At 28.2% G+C, this 15,601-nt stretch carries 10 protein-coding genes and 1 pseudogene; all 11 read left to right on the top strand.

The window, feature by feature from the left end; translation table 11 throughout:
* Positions 1-14: 14 nt before the first annotated feature.
* The 11 genes and pseudogenes from HW276_RS09845 to HW276_RS09800 all read left to right on the top strand — a co-directional run bounded on the left by HW276_RS09845 (position 15) and on the right by HW276_RS09800 (position 15,454).
* Positions 15-506: a S26 family signal peptidase gene (locus HW276_RS09845; RefSeq protein WP_155825999.1), complete on the top strand. Its 492-nt coding sequence runs from the start codon at positions 15-17 to the stop codon at positions 504-506.
* Positions 490-882: a conjugal transfer protein TraD gene (traD, locus tag HW276_RS09840; protein WP_021747032.1), complete on the top strand. Its 393-nt coding sequence runs from the start codon at positions 490-492 to the stop codon at positions 880-882. Before HW276_RS09845 ends, traD begins: the two co-directional genes overlap by 17 nt.
* Complete coding sequence (locus HW276_RS09835; protein ID WP_021747031.1) at positions 869-1,540, top strand: hypothetical protein; 672 nt, start codon at positions 869-871, stop codon at positions 1,538-1,540. Before traD ends, HW276_RS09835 begins: the two co-directional genes overlap by 14 nt.
* Before the next feature lie 42 nt (positions 1,541-1,582).
* The gene (locus HW276_RS09830) at positions 1,583-2,638 is read left to right on the top strand and encodes a DUF4116 domain-containing protein (RefSeq protein WP_021747030.1); all 1,056 of its coding nucleotides are present in this window, start codon (positions 1,583-1,585) and stop codon (positions 2,636-2,638) included.
* 19 nt (positions 2,639-2,657) lie between these two features.
* On the top strand, positions 2,658-3,365 hold the full coding sequence (locus tag HW276_RS09825) for a transglycosylase SLT domain-containing protein (RefSeq protein WP_051297259.1): 708 nt from the start codon (positions 2,658-2,660) through the stop codon (positions 3,363-3,365).
* A 131-nt stretch (positions 3,366-3,496) separates the two neighbouring features.
* The gene (locus HW276_RS09820) at positions 3,497-4,030 is read left to right on the top strand and encodes a C40 family peptidase (RefSeq protein ID WP_021747028.1); all 534 of its coding nucleotides are present in this window, start codon (positions 3,497-3,499) and stop codon (positions 4,028-4,030) included.
* 17 nt (positions 4,031-4,047) lie between these two features.
* Complete coding sequence (locus HW276_RS09815; RefSeq protein ID WP_036060396.1) at positions 4,048-4,470, top strand: hypothetical protein; 423 nt, start codon at positions 4,048-4,050, stop codon at positions 4,468-4,470.
* Between the two features lie 18 nt (positions 4,471-4,488).
* Positions 4,489-6,561, top strand: a complete 2,073-nt coding sequence (locus HW276_RS09810; protein WP_021747026.1) for a DNA topoisomerase — start codon at positions 4,489-4,491, stop codon at positions 6,559-6,561.
* Between the two features lie 771 nt (positions 6,562-7,332).
* The gene (locus HW276_RS11980; RefSeq protein WP_370464638.1) at positions 7,333-7,812 is read left to right on the top strand and encodes a TnpV protein; all 480 of its coding nucleotides are present in this window, start codon (positions 7,333-7,335) and stop codon (positions 7,810-7,812) included.
* 158 nt (positions 7,813-7,970) lie between these two features.
* Positions 7,971-13,001, top strand: a pseudogene (locus HW276_RS09805) (helicase-related protein); the annotation flags it as partial.
* 284 nt (positions 13,002-13,285) lie between these two features.
* A complete protein-coding gene (locus HW276_RS09800) occupies positions 13,286-15,454 on the top strand; it encodes a hypothetical protein (protein WP_021747024.1) in 2,169 nt (722 codons plus the stop codon).
* Positions 15,455-15,601 lie beyond the last annotated feature (147 nt).

Genomic DNA, 15,601 nt, shown 5'->3' with positions numbered 1-15,601 from the left:
AGTGGGAGGAAATTGTGGATATACGAACTAGAAGATTTAATTTGATAATGCTTTCTACATCAATATTTCTTGCCATAATATTTACAGGACTGCATATATTGTCGAAAATTTATGTAATAAATGTAACACCATCAATTCCTTTGGGAATATATAAACTGGAAAAATTTGATGGAGTATTGAAAAAGGGAGATTTAGTTGTTTATGAGGTAGATGATAAATATAAAAATTTGACAAGTATAAAAAGGACAATGTTTAAATCGGTAAAGCCTGTTGCTGCATTTTATGAGGATAAAGTTGAAATAAAAGATAATCGGATATATGTAAATGGTGAAGATTACGGAGAAATATTTTCCAAAGTATCATCTAATTTCAATGGAAAAATGAAGGAAGATGAAGTTTTAACATTATCTAAAGTCAGGGGGACATTTGATGGAAGATATTATGGTGCAATAAAGAAGTCAAAAATAGAGAAAAAAGCAAGGTTGATATATGAGCTTAGAATATGAAGATAAGATGATTAAACTAAAATCTAATGAAAAAAAGAAAATTGAAATACATAAGAAAATAGTCAAGACAGATGAAAGAATAAGGGAAATCAGAAGAGAAATAGCAAATGATACAAGAAGGCTAAATACATCGGAAAAAAATGAGAAATGGAAGCAAAGGACAAGAAAACTGATTGAAATGGGAGTTCTTCTTGAAATTGCAGATATTTTAAATGAAGATAAGGCAACATTACTGGGATATTTTATGAAGTTTCAGTTTTTAAGCAGGGATGAAATTAAGGATTGTAAAATTATGGGCGGTGAAGAGTTTCAGATGAGAGAAGAAAAGAAGCAAATGTTAAAACGAAGATTGGAGAAAAAAGATGAGTTTAGATAATTTGAAAGAAATGATGAAAAATGAAGGGTTTTCTCCTATAGAAAATGAAGATTTTGAAGAAATAAAGCAAAAAGAAACTAACAAAGTAATGGAACTTCAAGGCGATGAATTAAAAGAAAGGGTGAAATTAGAAAAATTAGAAATAAAAGCTGAACTTGCTGAGGAACTTGAACAGTTCATACACGATGAGAAAAGAAAATATAATCAGGAAAAAAGAAGAATTGAGAGTGAGTATGATGAAAAAATTTACCAGTTAGAACAACAGCAAAAAAAAAATTATCGAGATAGGAGAGAAAAACTATATGAAACAGAAGACTTTTTAAAAATCAGAGAAAATGAAATTGAAGCGGAAATGCAGAAATTGGATGAAAAGATAACTGAAGGGAAAAATGAATTAAAAAAGTTGAATGAAGAAATAGATAAAAAATTGGGATTTAAAGAATATCTAAGTGAAAACGACTTTATATACAGAAATAAGTTGGAAGCTGTATTGATACTGAGAAAATTGAAAAATAAAAGAATAAAGATACTGGGCAAAATAGAATATGACACTGTTTTTAAAAATATTATTGGAGGAGTGAATGAACTGATAAAAATGAATAATTTGATAATAGATTACAAAAAATTTGTAAAAGGGCAGGAAACAAAAAAGAAATAAAATTTTAATTAATAAGGAAGGGCTAGAATAATGTTGCTGAATATGTTTCAAAAAAATGAGAAAAAAGATTATTTAAAAAGGATAGGAGTAAAATTTTCTAAAGATGAAAAACAGGAAATAAAGAAAATGATAAAATCAAATTTGACTCTTGAACAGTTTAAATTATGTATAACACCTGTACTTAATGAGGAGGTATTACAAAAAAGAGCTGAAAATAACTTGGATGATAGTAAATGGGAAAAACTTATGATGAAAAAGCTGGACGTAAATCAGATGAAGGAAATTAGGAAAGGATTTGAAAGAGGATTATCTGAAGAGGATGTTGAGCTGTATGTAAAAAGTGGATATGACAGCAAAACAATGGAAAAAATTAGAAATATGCTTGAAAAAGATAAAGATAATGAGTATCTTCGAGAATATTTGATGTTAAAGGATAAAAAGGAAATAAGATCCATTACTAATGAAAAATTGGAAAAATATATTGAGGAAAGTAAAATGAATGAGCTTAGAAATAAGGCTGATAAAATGGAAAAATGGTATGAAGCTTCAATATATGCAGGTAAAAATACATTTAAATATTACTCTTCAGAAAAAATAAGAGATGATGAAAAATATGTTACGAAAAAAGTCAAAGAAAATGCAAAAAATCTTGAATATGCAAGTGAAAGGCTTAAAAATAACAGGGATTTAGTTTTAGAAGCAGTAAAACAGGATGGACGGGCTTTACAATTTGCAAGCGAGGAATTAAAAAATGATAAGGAAGTTGTGATAGAATCTGTAAAAAATTACCCTAATTCCTATCAATATGCAAGTTCTGAAATGCAAAAGGATGGAGATGTCGTAACGGAAGTTTTAAAGAGAAATGAAGATGCTTTAAGTTATGGAGATGAAAATATTAAGCAAGAAATAGAGGAGATTAAGGAAAAATACAAGGACAGTGATTTTGATGGGCTGACAGATAGAGAAGAAAAATTTGTGTATGAGACAAAGCCTTATTCAAAAGATACTGATTTAGATAAAAAGAATGATTATGAAGAAATAAAGATAAATTATACAAATCCGAAAATAAAAAGTAAGGATATCGAATTTGAAAGATAGTAAAGGAGATGATCAATAAATGAAAAAGTGCATATTGTTTCTTATGATAATTTCAAGAATTTCCTTTTCTGGCGGAGAAATAAGTTTTCAGAAACAGAAGGAAAAAGTTGAACAGGAAAGAATTGAAAAATTGAAAATTCAAACAGATAGTGGTATTGATAAAAGTAAAGAATTAAAGGATTTGCCTAAAGAAGATACAAGCAATATTCAGTCACAAAGCAACAGATTATTTTATGATGATAAATCTGTAAAAAAAGTTAATAATGTTTCTCATGCTCAAAAAAATATTGGAAACAGAAAACTTGTTGAATATATTAAAACACAGAATAGTAGACTAAATGAAAATGAAATACAAAATATACTTGGCTATGTTTTCAAGTACAGCAAAGAGTATAACTTTAATCCATATTTAGTTTTAGCAGTTATGAATACTGAAAGCCATTTTAATCATTCAACGGTATCAAGTGCTGGAGCAAGAGGGCTTATGCAGTTGATGCCTTTTAACTTTAGGGAATTTGGAGTGGATAACAGCATATCGGGAAATATAAAGGGTGGTTTGCTGCATTTAAAAAGGGATTATGAAAAAACTAAAAGTGTTTCAAAAATGCTGGTCTGTTATAACGCAGGGTGTGGAAGATTAGCAAATAACGCTTGGAAAGGGATAAAGGAAACAAGGGAATATATTCCAAAAGTAATTCAGAAATACAATAAAATAATAAACTTGTAATTATATTTTCTCACACGTGAGAAAATTAAAATTAGGTCAGTGGATTTTTTTCATTACCAAAGTTTTGATAAAAAACACTGAGCAGTAAAAAAGAATATGAATTATGAAACAAGATTTAGAGGAGTGAAAAAATGTTTAATAATACTACAAAGATTTTAATAGGAATATCAGTTATTTCTTCGCTATCTTTTTCAAAGGGAGAAATTAATTTTCAAAAACAATTAATAAATGAAGATAGTAAAAAGATAGAAATAATTGAAAATAGCATAACTAAGAGTAATAAGGATAGAGAAGAAAAAATAAGATATAGGATTGTGGAATTTGCAAAAACTCAGATTGGAAAGCCTTATGTGTATGGTGCAACTGGAAGTAGCAGTTTTGACTGTTCCAGCTTTGTACAGTATGTGTTCAAAAAAACATTGGGAATTATAATTCCTCGTGTTTCGGCAGAACAGTCAGTATTTAAGCCAAAATTGCATAATAATATTAAGAAGGGGGACTTGCTATTTTTTGAAACTTTAGAAAAAGGCAGAATTTCACATGTGGGAATGTATATTGGGAATAGACAGTTTATACACGCTAGTTCAAAAAGTAAAAGAGTAATTGTTTCAGACTTTACTGGATTTTATCAGGATAAGTTTAGATGGGCAGTGTCGGTTATATAAATGTAGGAGGAAATAGTATGGAAAGTAAGGTAATTCAACAATTTTTAGGAAAGATTGATGGTGTAAAATTTGATAAGGAAAATGTATATTATTCATCAGAACATATTTTATCAAAAGTAGAAGAAAAATTTGGAAATGTATATAACAAAGAATTTGTAAAAGAATTGAGAGATACAATTAATACTTTAAATTTAAAATATGACGAGTTTAGTTTTGATACTTTGGAACATGATTTTAGTGATTGTATAGAGGAAGCTGATGAATTTAAAAATATAGAATTTATGTATTATGGAGATGATTGGAAAATTGAAATATTAAATGAAGGGATAAAGAATAATGAGTATTTAAAAACTGAAAAAGATAAAAATGTAAGTGAAAACCAAAAGCAAAGTTTTTCTAAAAGTTTTTGGAATGCTGATATCAAAGATTTAGAGAGATAAAAATAAAAGGGAGAAAATATGAAAAAATTAATAATAGCAGAAAAGCCAAGTCTTGCACGTAATATTGCAAGTGCATTGAATGTCAGGGTTAATAAAGAAGGGTATATGGAAAATGAAAAGTATATTGTTTCTTGGGCTTTTGGGCATTTGTTTAAATTAAGGGATATTGATGGATATGTTGGAGAAAAGAGGAAATGGAGTGAAGTTAAACTTCCATTTTTTCCTGAAAAGTTTGAATTTGATTTGAAAAATGATTTGGGAATAAAGAAACAGTATAAGATATTAAAAAACCTTATTAACAGCAAGGAAGTTGATGAGATAGTAAATGCAGGAGATGCAGACAGGGAAGGGCAAATTATAGTGGATATTATTATCAATGCTATAAAAACTGATAAGAAGATAAAAAGATTGTGGCTTCCCGAACAAACTGAAGAAACGATAAGAAAAGCTATAAATAATCTTAAAGATAATTTCAGATATAAAAATTTATATAATGAAGGGCTTGCAAGGACATATATGGACTGGCTTATGGGAATCAATCTTACAAGATATATTTCGTTAAAGGCAAACATTCTTTTTCCAGTTGGACGAGTTCTTATCCCGGTTATAAAATATATTTATGATAGAGATTTGACAATTAAAAATTTTATTCCTGAAAAATATTTTACTGTTGAGAGCGAAACTATGTGTAATGGAACTTTATTAAAACTTGTCTGCGATAAAAAATATAGCCTTTTAGAACTTGAAAAAGCTAAAAGTTATTCGTATGAGTTAAATAGAAATAAAGGGATTGTGAAGGATATAACTGAAAAGGAAATTATTCTTAATCCTCCAAAACTTTTTTCACTTTCAAAATTACAAAGCAAATTGTCGAAAGAAAATAAAATAAGTTTTGCAAAATCTCTTGAAATTATACAAAAGCTCTATGAAAAGGGATTTATTACATATCCTAGAACAAATACAGAATATCTTGCTGAAGAGGAAAAAGACAAGGTGAAAGAACTTATAAAACTATATAGTGATTATGAACTGGAGTTTAAGGACAACAAAAAAATATTTGACAGCAGTAAGATTGAGAGCCATAGTGCAGTAATGCCAACTTTGAAAATTCCTGATATGAATAGTTTGAATTTGGAAGAAAAAATAATTTTTGAAACAATAAGAAATAGATTTATTTCTAACTTTTTGAAGGAGCAAACTATAGTTAATCAAACTGAAATAGAGATTGCTGTGAGAAATGAAATATTTAATTTAAAAGGAAAATCAGTAAAACAGAAAGGATTTTTAAAACATGAAAATCAGAAGATTGATAATAAGTTGCCGTATTTTGAAATTAGCCAGGAAATTGATATTGATTTTAAAGTTGTTGATAAATTAACAGTTTCTCCTAAAAAAGTTACTGAGGAAAATTTAAGTAATTATTTAAAAAATCCTTTTAGAAAAGAGAAAAAACAAGAAGATGAGGATGATACACAGGAATATAGAGAAATAATGAAAGGAGTAGAGATTGGTACGGAGGCAACTAGAACAGGGATAATTGAAAATGCTAAGAAATATGGATATATTACTTCTGAGAAGCAGAATTTTAGTATAACTGAAAAGGGGATAAGATTAATTGAGCTATTAGATTTACTACATATTAATCTTTATGCGGAAAAAACTGTTGAATTTTCTATGCTTCAGAAAGATATTTGCAATAACAGAAAAAATATAAGTGATATTATTGAGAAAACTAAAAGTGAGTTGCAAAATATAATAAATCAAGATGTAGAAGTTGAAAAATTTGAAAAAGAAATGGAAGTTATTGGAAAATGTCCTAAGTGTAACAGCAATATTTATGAGAACAGTAAAAGTTACTATTGCAGTAATTATAAGAATGGATGTAAGACATCTCTTTGGAAAGAAGCAAGTTATTTTGGACAGAAAATAAAGGTAAATAAGGATAATGCAAAAAAATTATTAAGTGGAGAACAGGTTGTGTTTAAGATAAAAAGTAAAAGTGGAAAGGAGTATAATGCACATTTTGGAATAGAGATAAATGGGGATTATTTGAACTTGCAAAGAAAGGATTTTATAAAAATAGAAAAATGATAATTAAAATTTGAAATTGCAAAATTTTATATTAGGGGGAAAAAATGGGATATAAAATTCAAAATGTATTGGAAAGTGCACATAAAAAAGTAAATGAAAATTTTAGTGAATATATTAACTATCTTCACGTTATGGGAAACAACTATAAATATTCTGCAATGGAACAATTAAATATATTTTTTATTCGTCCTGAAGCTGTGGCTTGTGCAGAATATGACTTTTGGAAAGAAAACTTTAACAGAGTTGTAGAAAGAAATCAGAAGGGAATACCTGTATATAGTATAAGGAATGGAAAAAAGAATGTCAGGTATATTTTTGATGTTACACAGACAGTATCTTTAGATAAGAAAAACGATGAAAAACCTAAATTATGGGAATTTAATAATAGAACTCATAAAGATGTCTTTGAAAGAATGACAGGAAAATCAGATTTTGAAGAAGCACAAATGGAGCTTATAAACCAGACAATGCTTGAAAACAGCAAATTAGACACTTTTAACTACAAAGATGCAGAAGTTCTTGAAAGTTTTATCAAAAAATCTGTTTTAATAGCACTTGATCAGAGAATGGGAATTAATAAAAAGGATATATTTAATGAAAAGGAAAAAGAGATTTATTCCTTGTTTTCAGATTTTAGAACTATGGAATTAATATCTTCAGAAATATCCAAGATAGCCAAAAAAGTTTTAATTAAAGTAAGTAAAGAAATTCAAAAAATAAATGATGAAACAGTTTTAGAGCAAAATAGCAAAATTGGATATGAGATAGAAAATGAAAAAAATGAGGAGGAATTGGAACATGCTGAAAAAGATGATAAACGGGAAAGAATATCTGATAGAGAATGGGATATATACTCCAGTGGTGAAGGAAACGTCTTACGAACAGGCGGGAGGGAATTACAAAATGATACTGATGGACAAGAAGTTTCAAGTGTTAATTCCGAATTTAGAGGAAGAGAAAATAGACTTGAGCAGACTCAATTCTTGGGGACGGGCGAGAATGAAATATCTGGAACAAGAGAAAGCGGAATTTTTGAAAAATCTTCTAATGAAAGGCGAAGTTATGAAGCATCTATTTTCAATTCAGACAGAAGTGGAGAAATTTTGGGAGATAGAAAAACCCAAAATGATGAAAGTTATGGGATTAACCGAAGAATTAAAAGAAAAAGATCAAATAGAATGGGTAGGACTTATGAACAGCCTACTCTCTTCTCTCAGGGAAATAACTTACAATCAGATAATTTACAAATAGAAAATAATAATATAATTACTCAAAAGAATATTGACGATGTATTAAAATCATATAGTGGAGTGGAATCTATCTATAATTTTTTTCAAGATAACAGTTCAAAGGAAGATAGAATAAAATATTTGAAACAGGAATATGGAATAGGCGGCTTCTCAATACCTGACCGTGGAGATTTTATTGATGATGCCTTTTATACTTCTAAAAATATGAAGCTATATAAAAACCATTTTAGTGCTAATGAAGTTAAGGTAGTTCTGTCTTGGAATAAGATAGAAAAAAGGATACAGGAACTTATAGATGAAAATCAATATTTTATTCCTGAAAAGGAAACAGAAAATATTATTGAAAATGATGAAATAATACATCCTTATGCAGATGAAGAAAATAGTAAAGATAATATTTCTAAAAATTTTAAAATTACTGAAGAAATCCAATCTGAAAAACTATTGCCGTCAGAACGTCTAAACAATAATATTGAAGCTATAAAAATTTTAAAAAATTTAAGTGAAAGAGAAGCTACAAATGATGAAAAGACAACACTTTCTAGATATGTTGGATGGGGAGGACTGGCTGATGTATTTGATGAAAACAAAGGTGGACAATGGGAAGAAGCAAGAAATTTTTTAAAAGAAAATTTAACTCAGGAAGAATATGATAATGCTAAGGCAAGTACATTGACAGCCTTTTATACTCCTAAAATAGTAATTGATTCCATTTATAAAGGAATACAGCAACTTGGATTTGAAGATGGAAATATTTTAGAGCCAAGTTGTGGTGTGGGAAACTTTATAGGTAATTTGCCTGATGAATTAGAAAACTCCAAGATATATGGTGTGGAACTAGACAGTATCAGCGGAAATATTGCTAAAAAACTTTATCCTGAAAGTAATATTCAAGTAAAAGGATTTGAAAAAACAGAATTTTCCAACAATTCATTTGATGTTGTAATAGGAAATGTTCCGTTTGGAGATTTTAAGGTAATGGACAGAGAATATGAAAAGCAGAACTTTATGATACACGACTACTTTATTGCAAAATCATTAGATAAGGTAAAAAAAGGCGGAATTATGGCTTTCATAACTTCTTCTGGGACATTTGATAAAAAGGATGACAGTGTGAGAAGATACATTGGAGAAAGAGCGGAATTATTAGGAGCAATAAGGCTTCCAAATGATACATTTAAAGGCGTTGCTGGAACTGAAGTGACATCGGATATTATATTTTTAAAGAAAAGGGAAAATATAAATAAAGATGAGCAGGACTGGTATACGGTTAAATCTGATTCTGAAGGATTTGTATATAATCAGTATTTTGTGGATAATCCTGATATGGTTTTAGGAAAAATGGAGGAAGTTAGTGGACGTTTTGGGAAAACATTGACTTGTGTGCCGAAAGAAAATAGTAATTTAAAGGATGAATTAGAAAAAGTGGTTGGGAATATAAAAGGAAGTTATGACAAAACTCTTGCTGAAGAAAAAGAAACTGTAATTGTAGTTGAAAATGAAAATTATGAAGTAAGAAATTTTTCATTTTTTAAAAAAGATAATGAGATTTACTTTAAAGAAAATAGCGAAATGATATTACAAGATTTATCAGATAGAGACAAAGATAAAATATCAAAATACATAGAACTGACATCTTCACTAAGAAAAGTTATTCAAATTCAAAAAGACGGGGAAACAGATGATAGACTAAAAATCGAACAGGAAAAACTAAATAGAATATATGATGGATTTATTAATAAGTATGGACACTTAAATTCAAGAGCAAATTCAAGATTATTTAATGAAGATTCCAATTATTCCTTGTTATCTTCAATAGAAATATTCGATGAACGTGGAAACTTTAAGAAAAAAGGGGATATTTTTTCCAAAAGAACTATAAAGCAATCAAAAGTTATAGATAGAGTAGACACTCCACAAGAAGCATTAATCCTTTCAATTTCTCAAAAGGCAAAAGTGGATTTTGAATATATGACAAATCTTACTGGTATGAAAAAAGATGAGTTAATTAACAGTTTAAAAGGGGAAATATTTCTTGATATAAATCAAGATTTTCCACGGGAATTTCAATATGTGACACAGGATGAATATTTAAGTGGAAATATAAGAGAAAAAATAGAATATATTGACAAATTTAATTCTCTTTCTGATGAAGAAAAAAATGGAATAAGCCCTGAAATACTAAATTTTCAAAAAGAAAAATTGCAGGAAGTAATGCCTAAGCCACTTGAAGCAAGCGAAATAAATGTCAGAATTGGAGCAACTTGGGTTCCTAAAAAATATATAAAGGATTTTATTGTGGAAACATTAAAGACGCCAGCATATAAAAGTTCATACATTAAAGTTCATTATTCTCAATATACTTCTGAATGGAGAATAGAAAATAAGAATATGGATAATGATAATCCACTTGCTGTTATGACTTTTGGAACTGAAAGGGTAAATGCATACAAGCTTATAGAAGATTCTTTAAACTTGAGGGATACAAAAATTTTTGATTATGAAACAGATTCGGAAGGTAAAAAAATAGCAATTTTAAATAAGAAGGAAACTATGCTTGCGGGACAAAAACAGGATATTATTAAACAGGCTTTTAAAGACTGGATTTTTAAGGATTTGGAAAGAAGGAATGAATTAACGAAGATATATAACGAAAAATTTAATTCAATTCGGCTAAGGGAATATGATGGAAGTCATCTTACCTTTAATGGCATAAATCCTGAAATAAAATTAAGGCCACATCAATTAAATGCAGTTGCAAGAACATTGTACGGTGGAAATACACTGCTTGCACACGTTGTGGGAGCGGGAAAAACTTTTGAAATGGTTGCTTCTGCTATGGAGTCAAAAAGACTTGGACTTGCAACAAAATCAATGTTTGTAGTTCCTAATCATTTGACAGAACAACTGGGAAGGGAATTTCTGGAACTTTATCAAGGATCAAATATTCTTGTAGCAACTAAAAAAGATTTTGAACCTAAAAATAGAAAGAGATTTATTGGAAGAATTGCAACTGGGGAATATGACGCTGTAATAGTCGGGCATTCCCAGTTTGAAAAAATACCAATGAGCAAGGAATATCAGCAAAAACATATACAAAATGAAATTGATGAAATTATAGAAAATATTCAAAAATTAAAGCAGGAAAATAACCAGAATTTCACTGTAAAGCAACTTGAAGGGACAAAAAAGAAACTGGAAGTAAGGCTAAAAAAATTAAATGATGATTTTAAAAAGGATAATGTTGTTACATTTGAAGAATTAGGAGTAGATAAGCTGTATGTGGACGAAGCACATTCATTTAAAAACTTGTTTTTATACACTAAAATGCGAAATGTAGCTGGAATAGGACAAACTGAAGCATTAAAATCGTCGGATATGTTTATGAAATGTAGATATATGGATGAGATAACAAATGGAAAAGGAGTTGTATTTGCGACAGGTACACCAGTTTCCAACACTATGTCGGAACTTTATACAATGCAAAGATATTTACAATATGATGAACTCAAAAAACAAGGACATCAAAATTTTGATTCTTGGGCAAGCACATTTGGGGAAACAGTTACAGCTATCGAATTATCTCCTGAAGGAAACGGCTACAGAACTAAAACAAGATTTGCAAAATTCTATAATCTTCCTGAACTTATGAACAATGTTAAACAGTTTGCAGACATACAAACTGCCGATATGCTAAATTTACCGACACCCGAAGTAGAATATAAAAAAGTATTGACTAAACCGACAGAGGAACAGAAATTAATATTAGAAAGTCTTTCAGAAAGAGCAGAAGAAGTAAGAAACAGAAATGTAGAACCAACAGAAGACAATATGTTAAAAATTACAAATGATGGTAAAAAACTTGCACTAGATCAGAGGCTTGTAAATGAAATGCTTCCTGATGATGAAAATAGCAAAGTAAATGCCTGCGTAGAAAATATTTACAATATATGGAAAGAAAGCATTGAAAAAAAATCCGCACAGCTTGTATTTTCTGATATGTCTACTCCCAAAAATGATGGAAGTTTCAATATTTATGAAGATTTAAAGGAAAAGTTGATTAATAAAGGTATTCCTGAAGAAGAAATAGCATTTATTCATAATGCAAATTCTGAAAAGCAAAAGGACGAACTTTTTGCAAAAGTAAGAACAGGAGATGTAAGAATATTGCTAGGTTCAACACAAAAAATGGGAGCAGGAACAAATGTACAGACAAAATTAATCGCACTTCATGACTTAGATGTGCCGTGGCGTCCTTCGGATTTGGAGCAACGTGCAGGAAGGATAGTCAGACAAGGGAATGAAAATAAGAAAGTGGAAATTTATAGATATGTTACCGAGAATACATTTGATGCTTACTTATGGCAAACTATTGAGAATAAACAAAAGTTTATAAGCCAAATTATGACTTCTAAGACTCCAGTCAGAGTAGCAGAAGACGTTGATGAAAGCTCCTTAAACTATGCTGAAATAAAGGCACTTGCAACAGGAAATCCTTTAATTAAGGAAAAAATGGATTTGGATATGGAAGTAAACAAGTTAAGAATGCTTGAAGCCAATTACAAGTCAAACTTATATCGTCTTGAGGATAAAATAACAAAGGAATATCCTACAAAAATTAGTAAAATGGAAAAATATATTGAAAATATGAAAGAAGATATTTCTAAAATAGAGCCAAAATCAGATAATGAGGATAAATTTACCTTTATTGAAATTAATGGAACAAAAATTTATGATAAAAAAGAAGCTGGAGAAGGACTTTTAAAGGCTATAAAAGGTACTGGAATATCTGATGAGCCACAAATTATTGGAAATTATAGAGGATTTAAACTGTCTTCAAATTTTGACTTCTATGAGAAGAAATATAAATGTGTACTGGAAAACAAAGAAAAATATTATACTGATTTTGGTAAAGATTCAATTGGAAATATAATGAGAATGGATAACTTGTTAGATAAAATTCCTGAAAATCTGGAAAAAGAAAAGGCAAGGCTTGAAAATTACAGGGAAGAATTTTCCAATGCGAAAGAAGAAGTTAATAAGCCTTTTGAAAAAGCAGATTTATTATTAGAAAAAATTGAAAGATTAAGTGAGGTTAATAAACTGATAGAGGAAGGAATGAAAGAGAAAGAAAATATTAAAGGGAAAGAGGATATTCAAGATTTGGATAATGATGATTTTGAGCGATAGAATCTATATAAATAATTATATAATTTTTAAATATTTTTATAAATAAAATTAGGATATTATGAGATTATAAAGTGATATTATAAAAATTAAAAAAACATATTTGAAAAAAAGGTATTTTTGAATTACAACTTGGCTGATTTATCCCTAATAAAAAATTAATTATTGACAAATATTTGAAAAAAAGATATATTAATAGTAATAGAATAAAAATAGATGTAATATTTAATAAAATTTTAGAGAGGAGTAGAATTAATAAATTATTTATTAATTCGCAATAAGATATCATGAGTGATAAAAATTTTATAAATCGAACAAATCGGACAATTTTGTTTGAAGAAATTAATCCAGAAAAAATGGATATTTTAACACTTATTAATGATTCTAAAAATATGGATTCATTAGACGATGAAAATATTATAGAAATTAATCGTCATTTATTAGTTAGTAGTTTTGATGAATTTTTGGAGAAATTTGATCCTAAAGTGTACAGTTATTTTGATGCTGAAAGTCAAAGTATTAGATATATTTTGAAAAAACCTGAAGGAATTTCAGAAGATTTAATAACAGAAATAAAGATTAATAATGGTAATACGTTTTTTAAAATGCTTAATACTTTAATAGAAGCTAGAAAATCACAAGGGAATCGTAGTGTAGATTTTAAATTTGAAAATATTTTAGAATTAATTTCTCCTCGAAAAGTTATTGAGGATATAAAGCAAACTAGAAAAGAAATTGCATATATTTATGGTAAATATGAGGAACTAGATGATGAAAACCCTAAAAAATTGGAATATGGAGATAAGTTAAATGAGAAATTTGAAGAAGCTTCACAAAATTATTCTAATGTTCTTGGAATGTTACCGCTAGCAATTGAAGATATTAAAACACGGCTTTTAGTTGGACATAATGAAAATAATTCAAAATCAGAAAAAATTAAACTTGGTATGCTTAAAGTAGGAAAAAATGGTGAACTGGAAGTTATAGAATATAAACAGGAAGAGAATAAATCATTGGCTTTAATTGAAGAAAAAAATACGACTGCATTAGTAGAAGCGTTTAAAGATGATTATGAAAATGTATCCGAAGAACCTAATCAGTATATTAGTGATTTGGTTATAAGAACATTTGTACCACTTGCAAAAAATATTGTTAGTATAAACCCAGAGCAAGAAGTTGAGAATTATAATAATTATCTATCTTTTTATAAATCAGCACAGGAAGACTTTATAAAAATAGCTAAACCTTTAATTGAAAAATTACTTGGTGTAAAAATGTTTTTTGAACAATATGATACAAAAGTGCCATTAATGCGTCCAACATTATTAGTTACAAATGTAAAATCTGAGATGATAAGTAAAGCAGGAAATAAGGAAAGATTAAAAGCGTTTTTGAATACAGTAAATGCAAAAAATGATTTTGAAAATACAATTTGGTTTGGAATTTATCCAAATGTCGATTTAGATATTAAAAAAACAGAAAAAAAAGTACGTGAAAGATTTCGTGGAACAAAAAATGAAGAAAAAGTAGATAAAAACACTATTGAAGTATTAACAAATTTGATGACTATATTGGGAGAATATAAAATACAAGTATTCTTTAATTTTGAAGGAAATTCAGAAACTTCATTTGATAATCTTGCAACAACAGGTGTAGATAAATATATTGAAAAAACTCAAGTTTTAGAAAATCAGAGTTACTCTGAGTATTTAATCCCAGTACTTCCGAATTTTACAATAATTCCAAAAGATAAATCAGGAGTAATTTTGGATTATAAAATGAAATTTGAAAATGAAAATGGAGTTTCACTTTCAAAAGAACAAGAAGACTTGTTAAAATTTTGGATAGAGGGAGTATATATTGATGGTTCGTATGTTGCTGCCGGAATTATTGCAGCTTCTCAGTGTCCTAATTTTTTGAGAGATAGATTTAATCAAGTTTCCCCAGTATATCCGGGTGTTAGATTTGATATTGAAGCTGAAGATAATTCTTATAAAGTGCGAACTACTATGTCTAAAGAAATTTCAGGATTTACAAATTCAATAAAAGATAGAATTAATCAATTTAATTATGGATTTATTTTTTCATCTGATAATGCTCATTTACAAAAAGAAAAAATTAGAAATATTGTAGTTTATAAAGCAAGAACATTATTAAGAAACTCTGAAGGTGGATACGAATCATTATATAAAACTTTAACAACAACTTTTATAGAAAGAACTTTGCGATTTGTTACTACAGATTTTAAAGAAGATAAGATAAATATGTTCTTTAGTACAAATCCAGAAAGTCAAAAATCAATATGGGTAAAAGATCAAAAATTTGTAAATGGAATTATGCAAAAAGGAGATGACATTACTCATATTATTGATGAAGAAAATGGAATTTGTCAATTAAATATTACATTTGCAGGTAATGTTAAGAATTTGCAAGTTGAAATTAATAAGCAAAATTAACAACAATGATATATAAATAATTTATATATAAAATAACTATTTTTATAAATATAAATTCAATTGTTGTAATTTTATGATGGATATTGAATTACTCTTTGTTCAATTTTAAATAATTTATATGTTAATAATAATGAAATTGGATTTATT

Source organism: Leptotrichia sp. oral taxon 417, from assembly GCF_013394865.1.
GTDB classification, from domain to species: domain Bacteria; phylum Fusobacteriota; class Fusobacteriia; order Fusobacteriales; family Leptotrichiaceae; genus Leptotrichia; species Leptotrichia wadei_A.
The sequence above is the reverse complement of the archived record's forward strand: the minus strand, read 5'-3'. Positions and strand labels throughout refer to the sequence as shown.

Bases quoted from the DNA above. Each gene is read 5' to 3' on its own strand.
- HW276_RS09815 (WP_036060396.1), top strand. From the start codon at position 4,048: ATGGAAAGTAAGGTAATTCAACAATTTTTAGGAAAGATTGATGGTGTA.
- HW276_RS09810 (WP_021747026.1), top strand. From the start codon at position 4,489: ATGAAAAAATTAATAATAGCAGAAAAGCCAAGTCTTGCACGTAATATT.
- HW276_RS09800 (WP_021747024.1), top strand. From the start codon at position 13,286: ATGAGTGATAAAAATTTTATAAATCGAACAAATCGGACAATTTTGTTT.
- HW276_RS09820 (WP_021747028.1), top strand. From the start codon at position 3,497: ATGTTTAATAATACTACAAAGATTTTAATAGGAATATCAGTTATTTCT.
- HW276_RS09825 (WP_051297259.1), top strand. From the start codon at position 2,658: ATGAAAAAGTGCATATTGTTTCTTATGATAATTTCAAGAATTTCCTTT.
- HW276_RS09830 (WP_021747030.1), top strand. From the start codon at position 1,583: ATGTTTCAAAAAAATGAGAAAAAAGATTATTTAAAAAGGATAGGAGTA.
- HW276_RS09835 (WP_021747031.1), top strand. From the start codon at position 869: ATGAGTTTAGATAATTTGAAAGAAATGATGAAAAATGAAGGGTTTTCT.
- HW276_RS11980 (WP_370464638.1), top strand. From the start codon at position 7,333: ATGAAAAAAATGAGGAGGAATTGGAACATGCTGAAAAAGATGATAAAC.
- traD (WP_021747032.1), top strand. From the start codon at position 490: ATGAGCTTAGAATATGAAGATAAGATGATTAAACTAAAATCTAATGAA.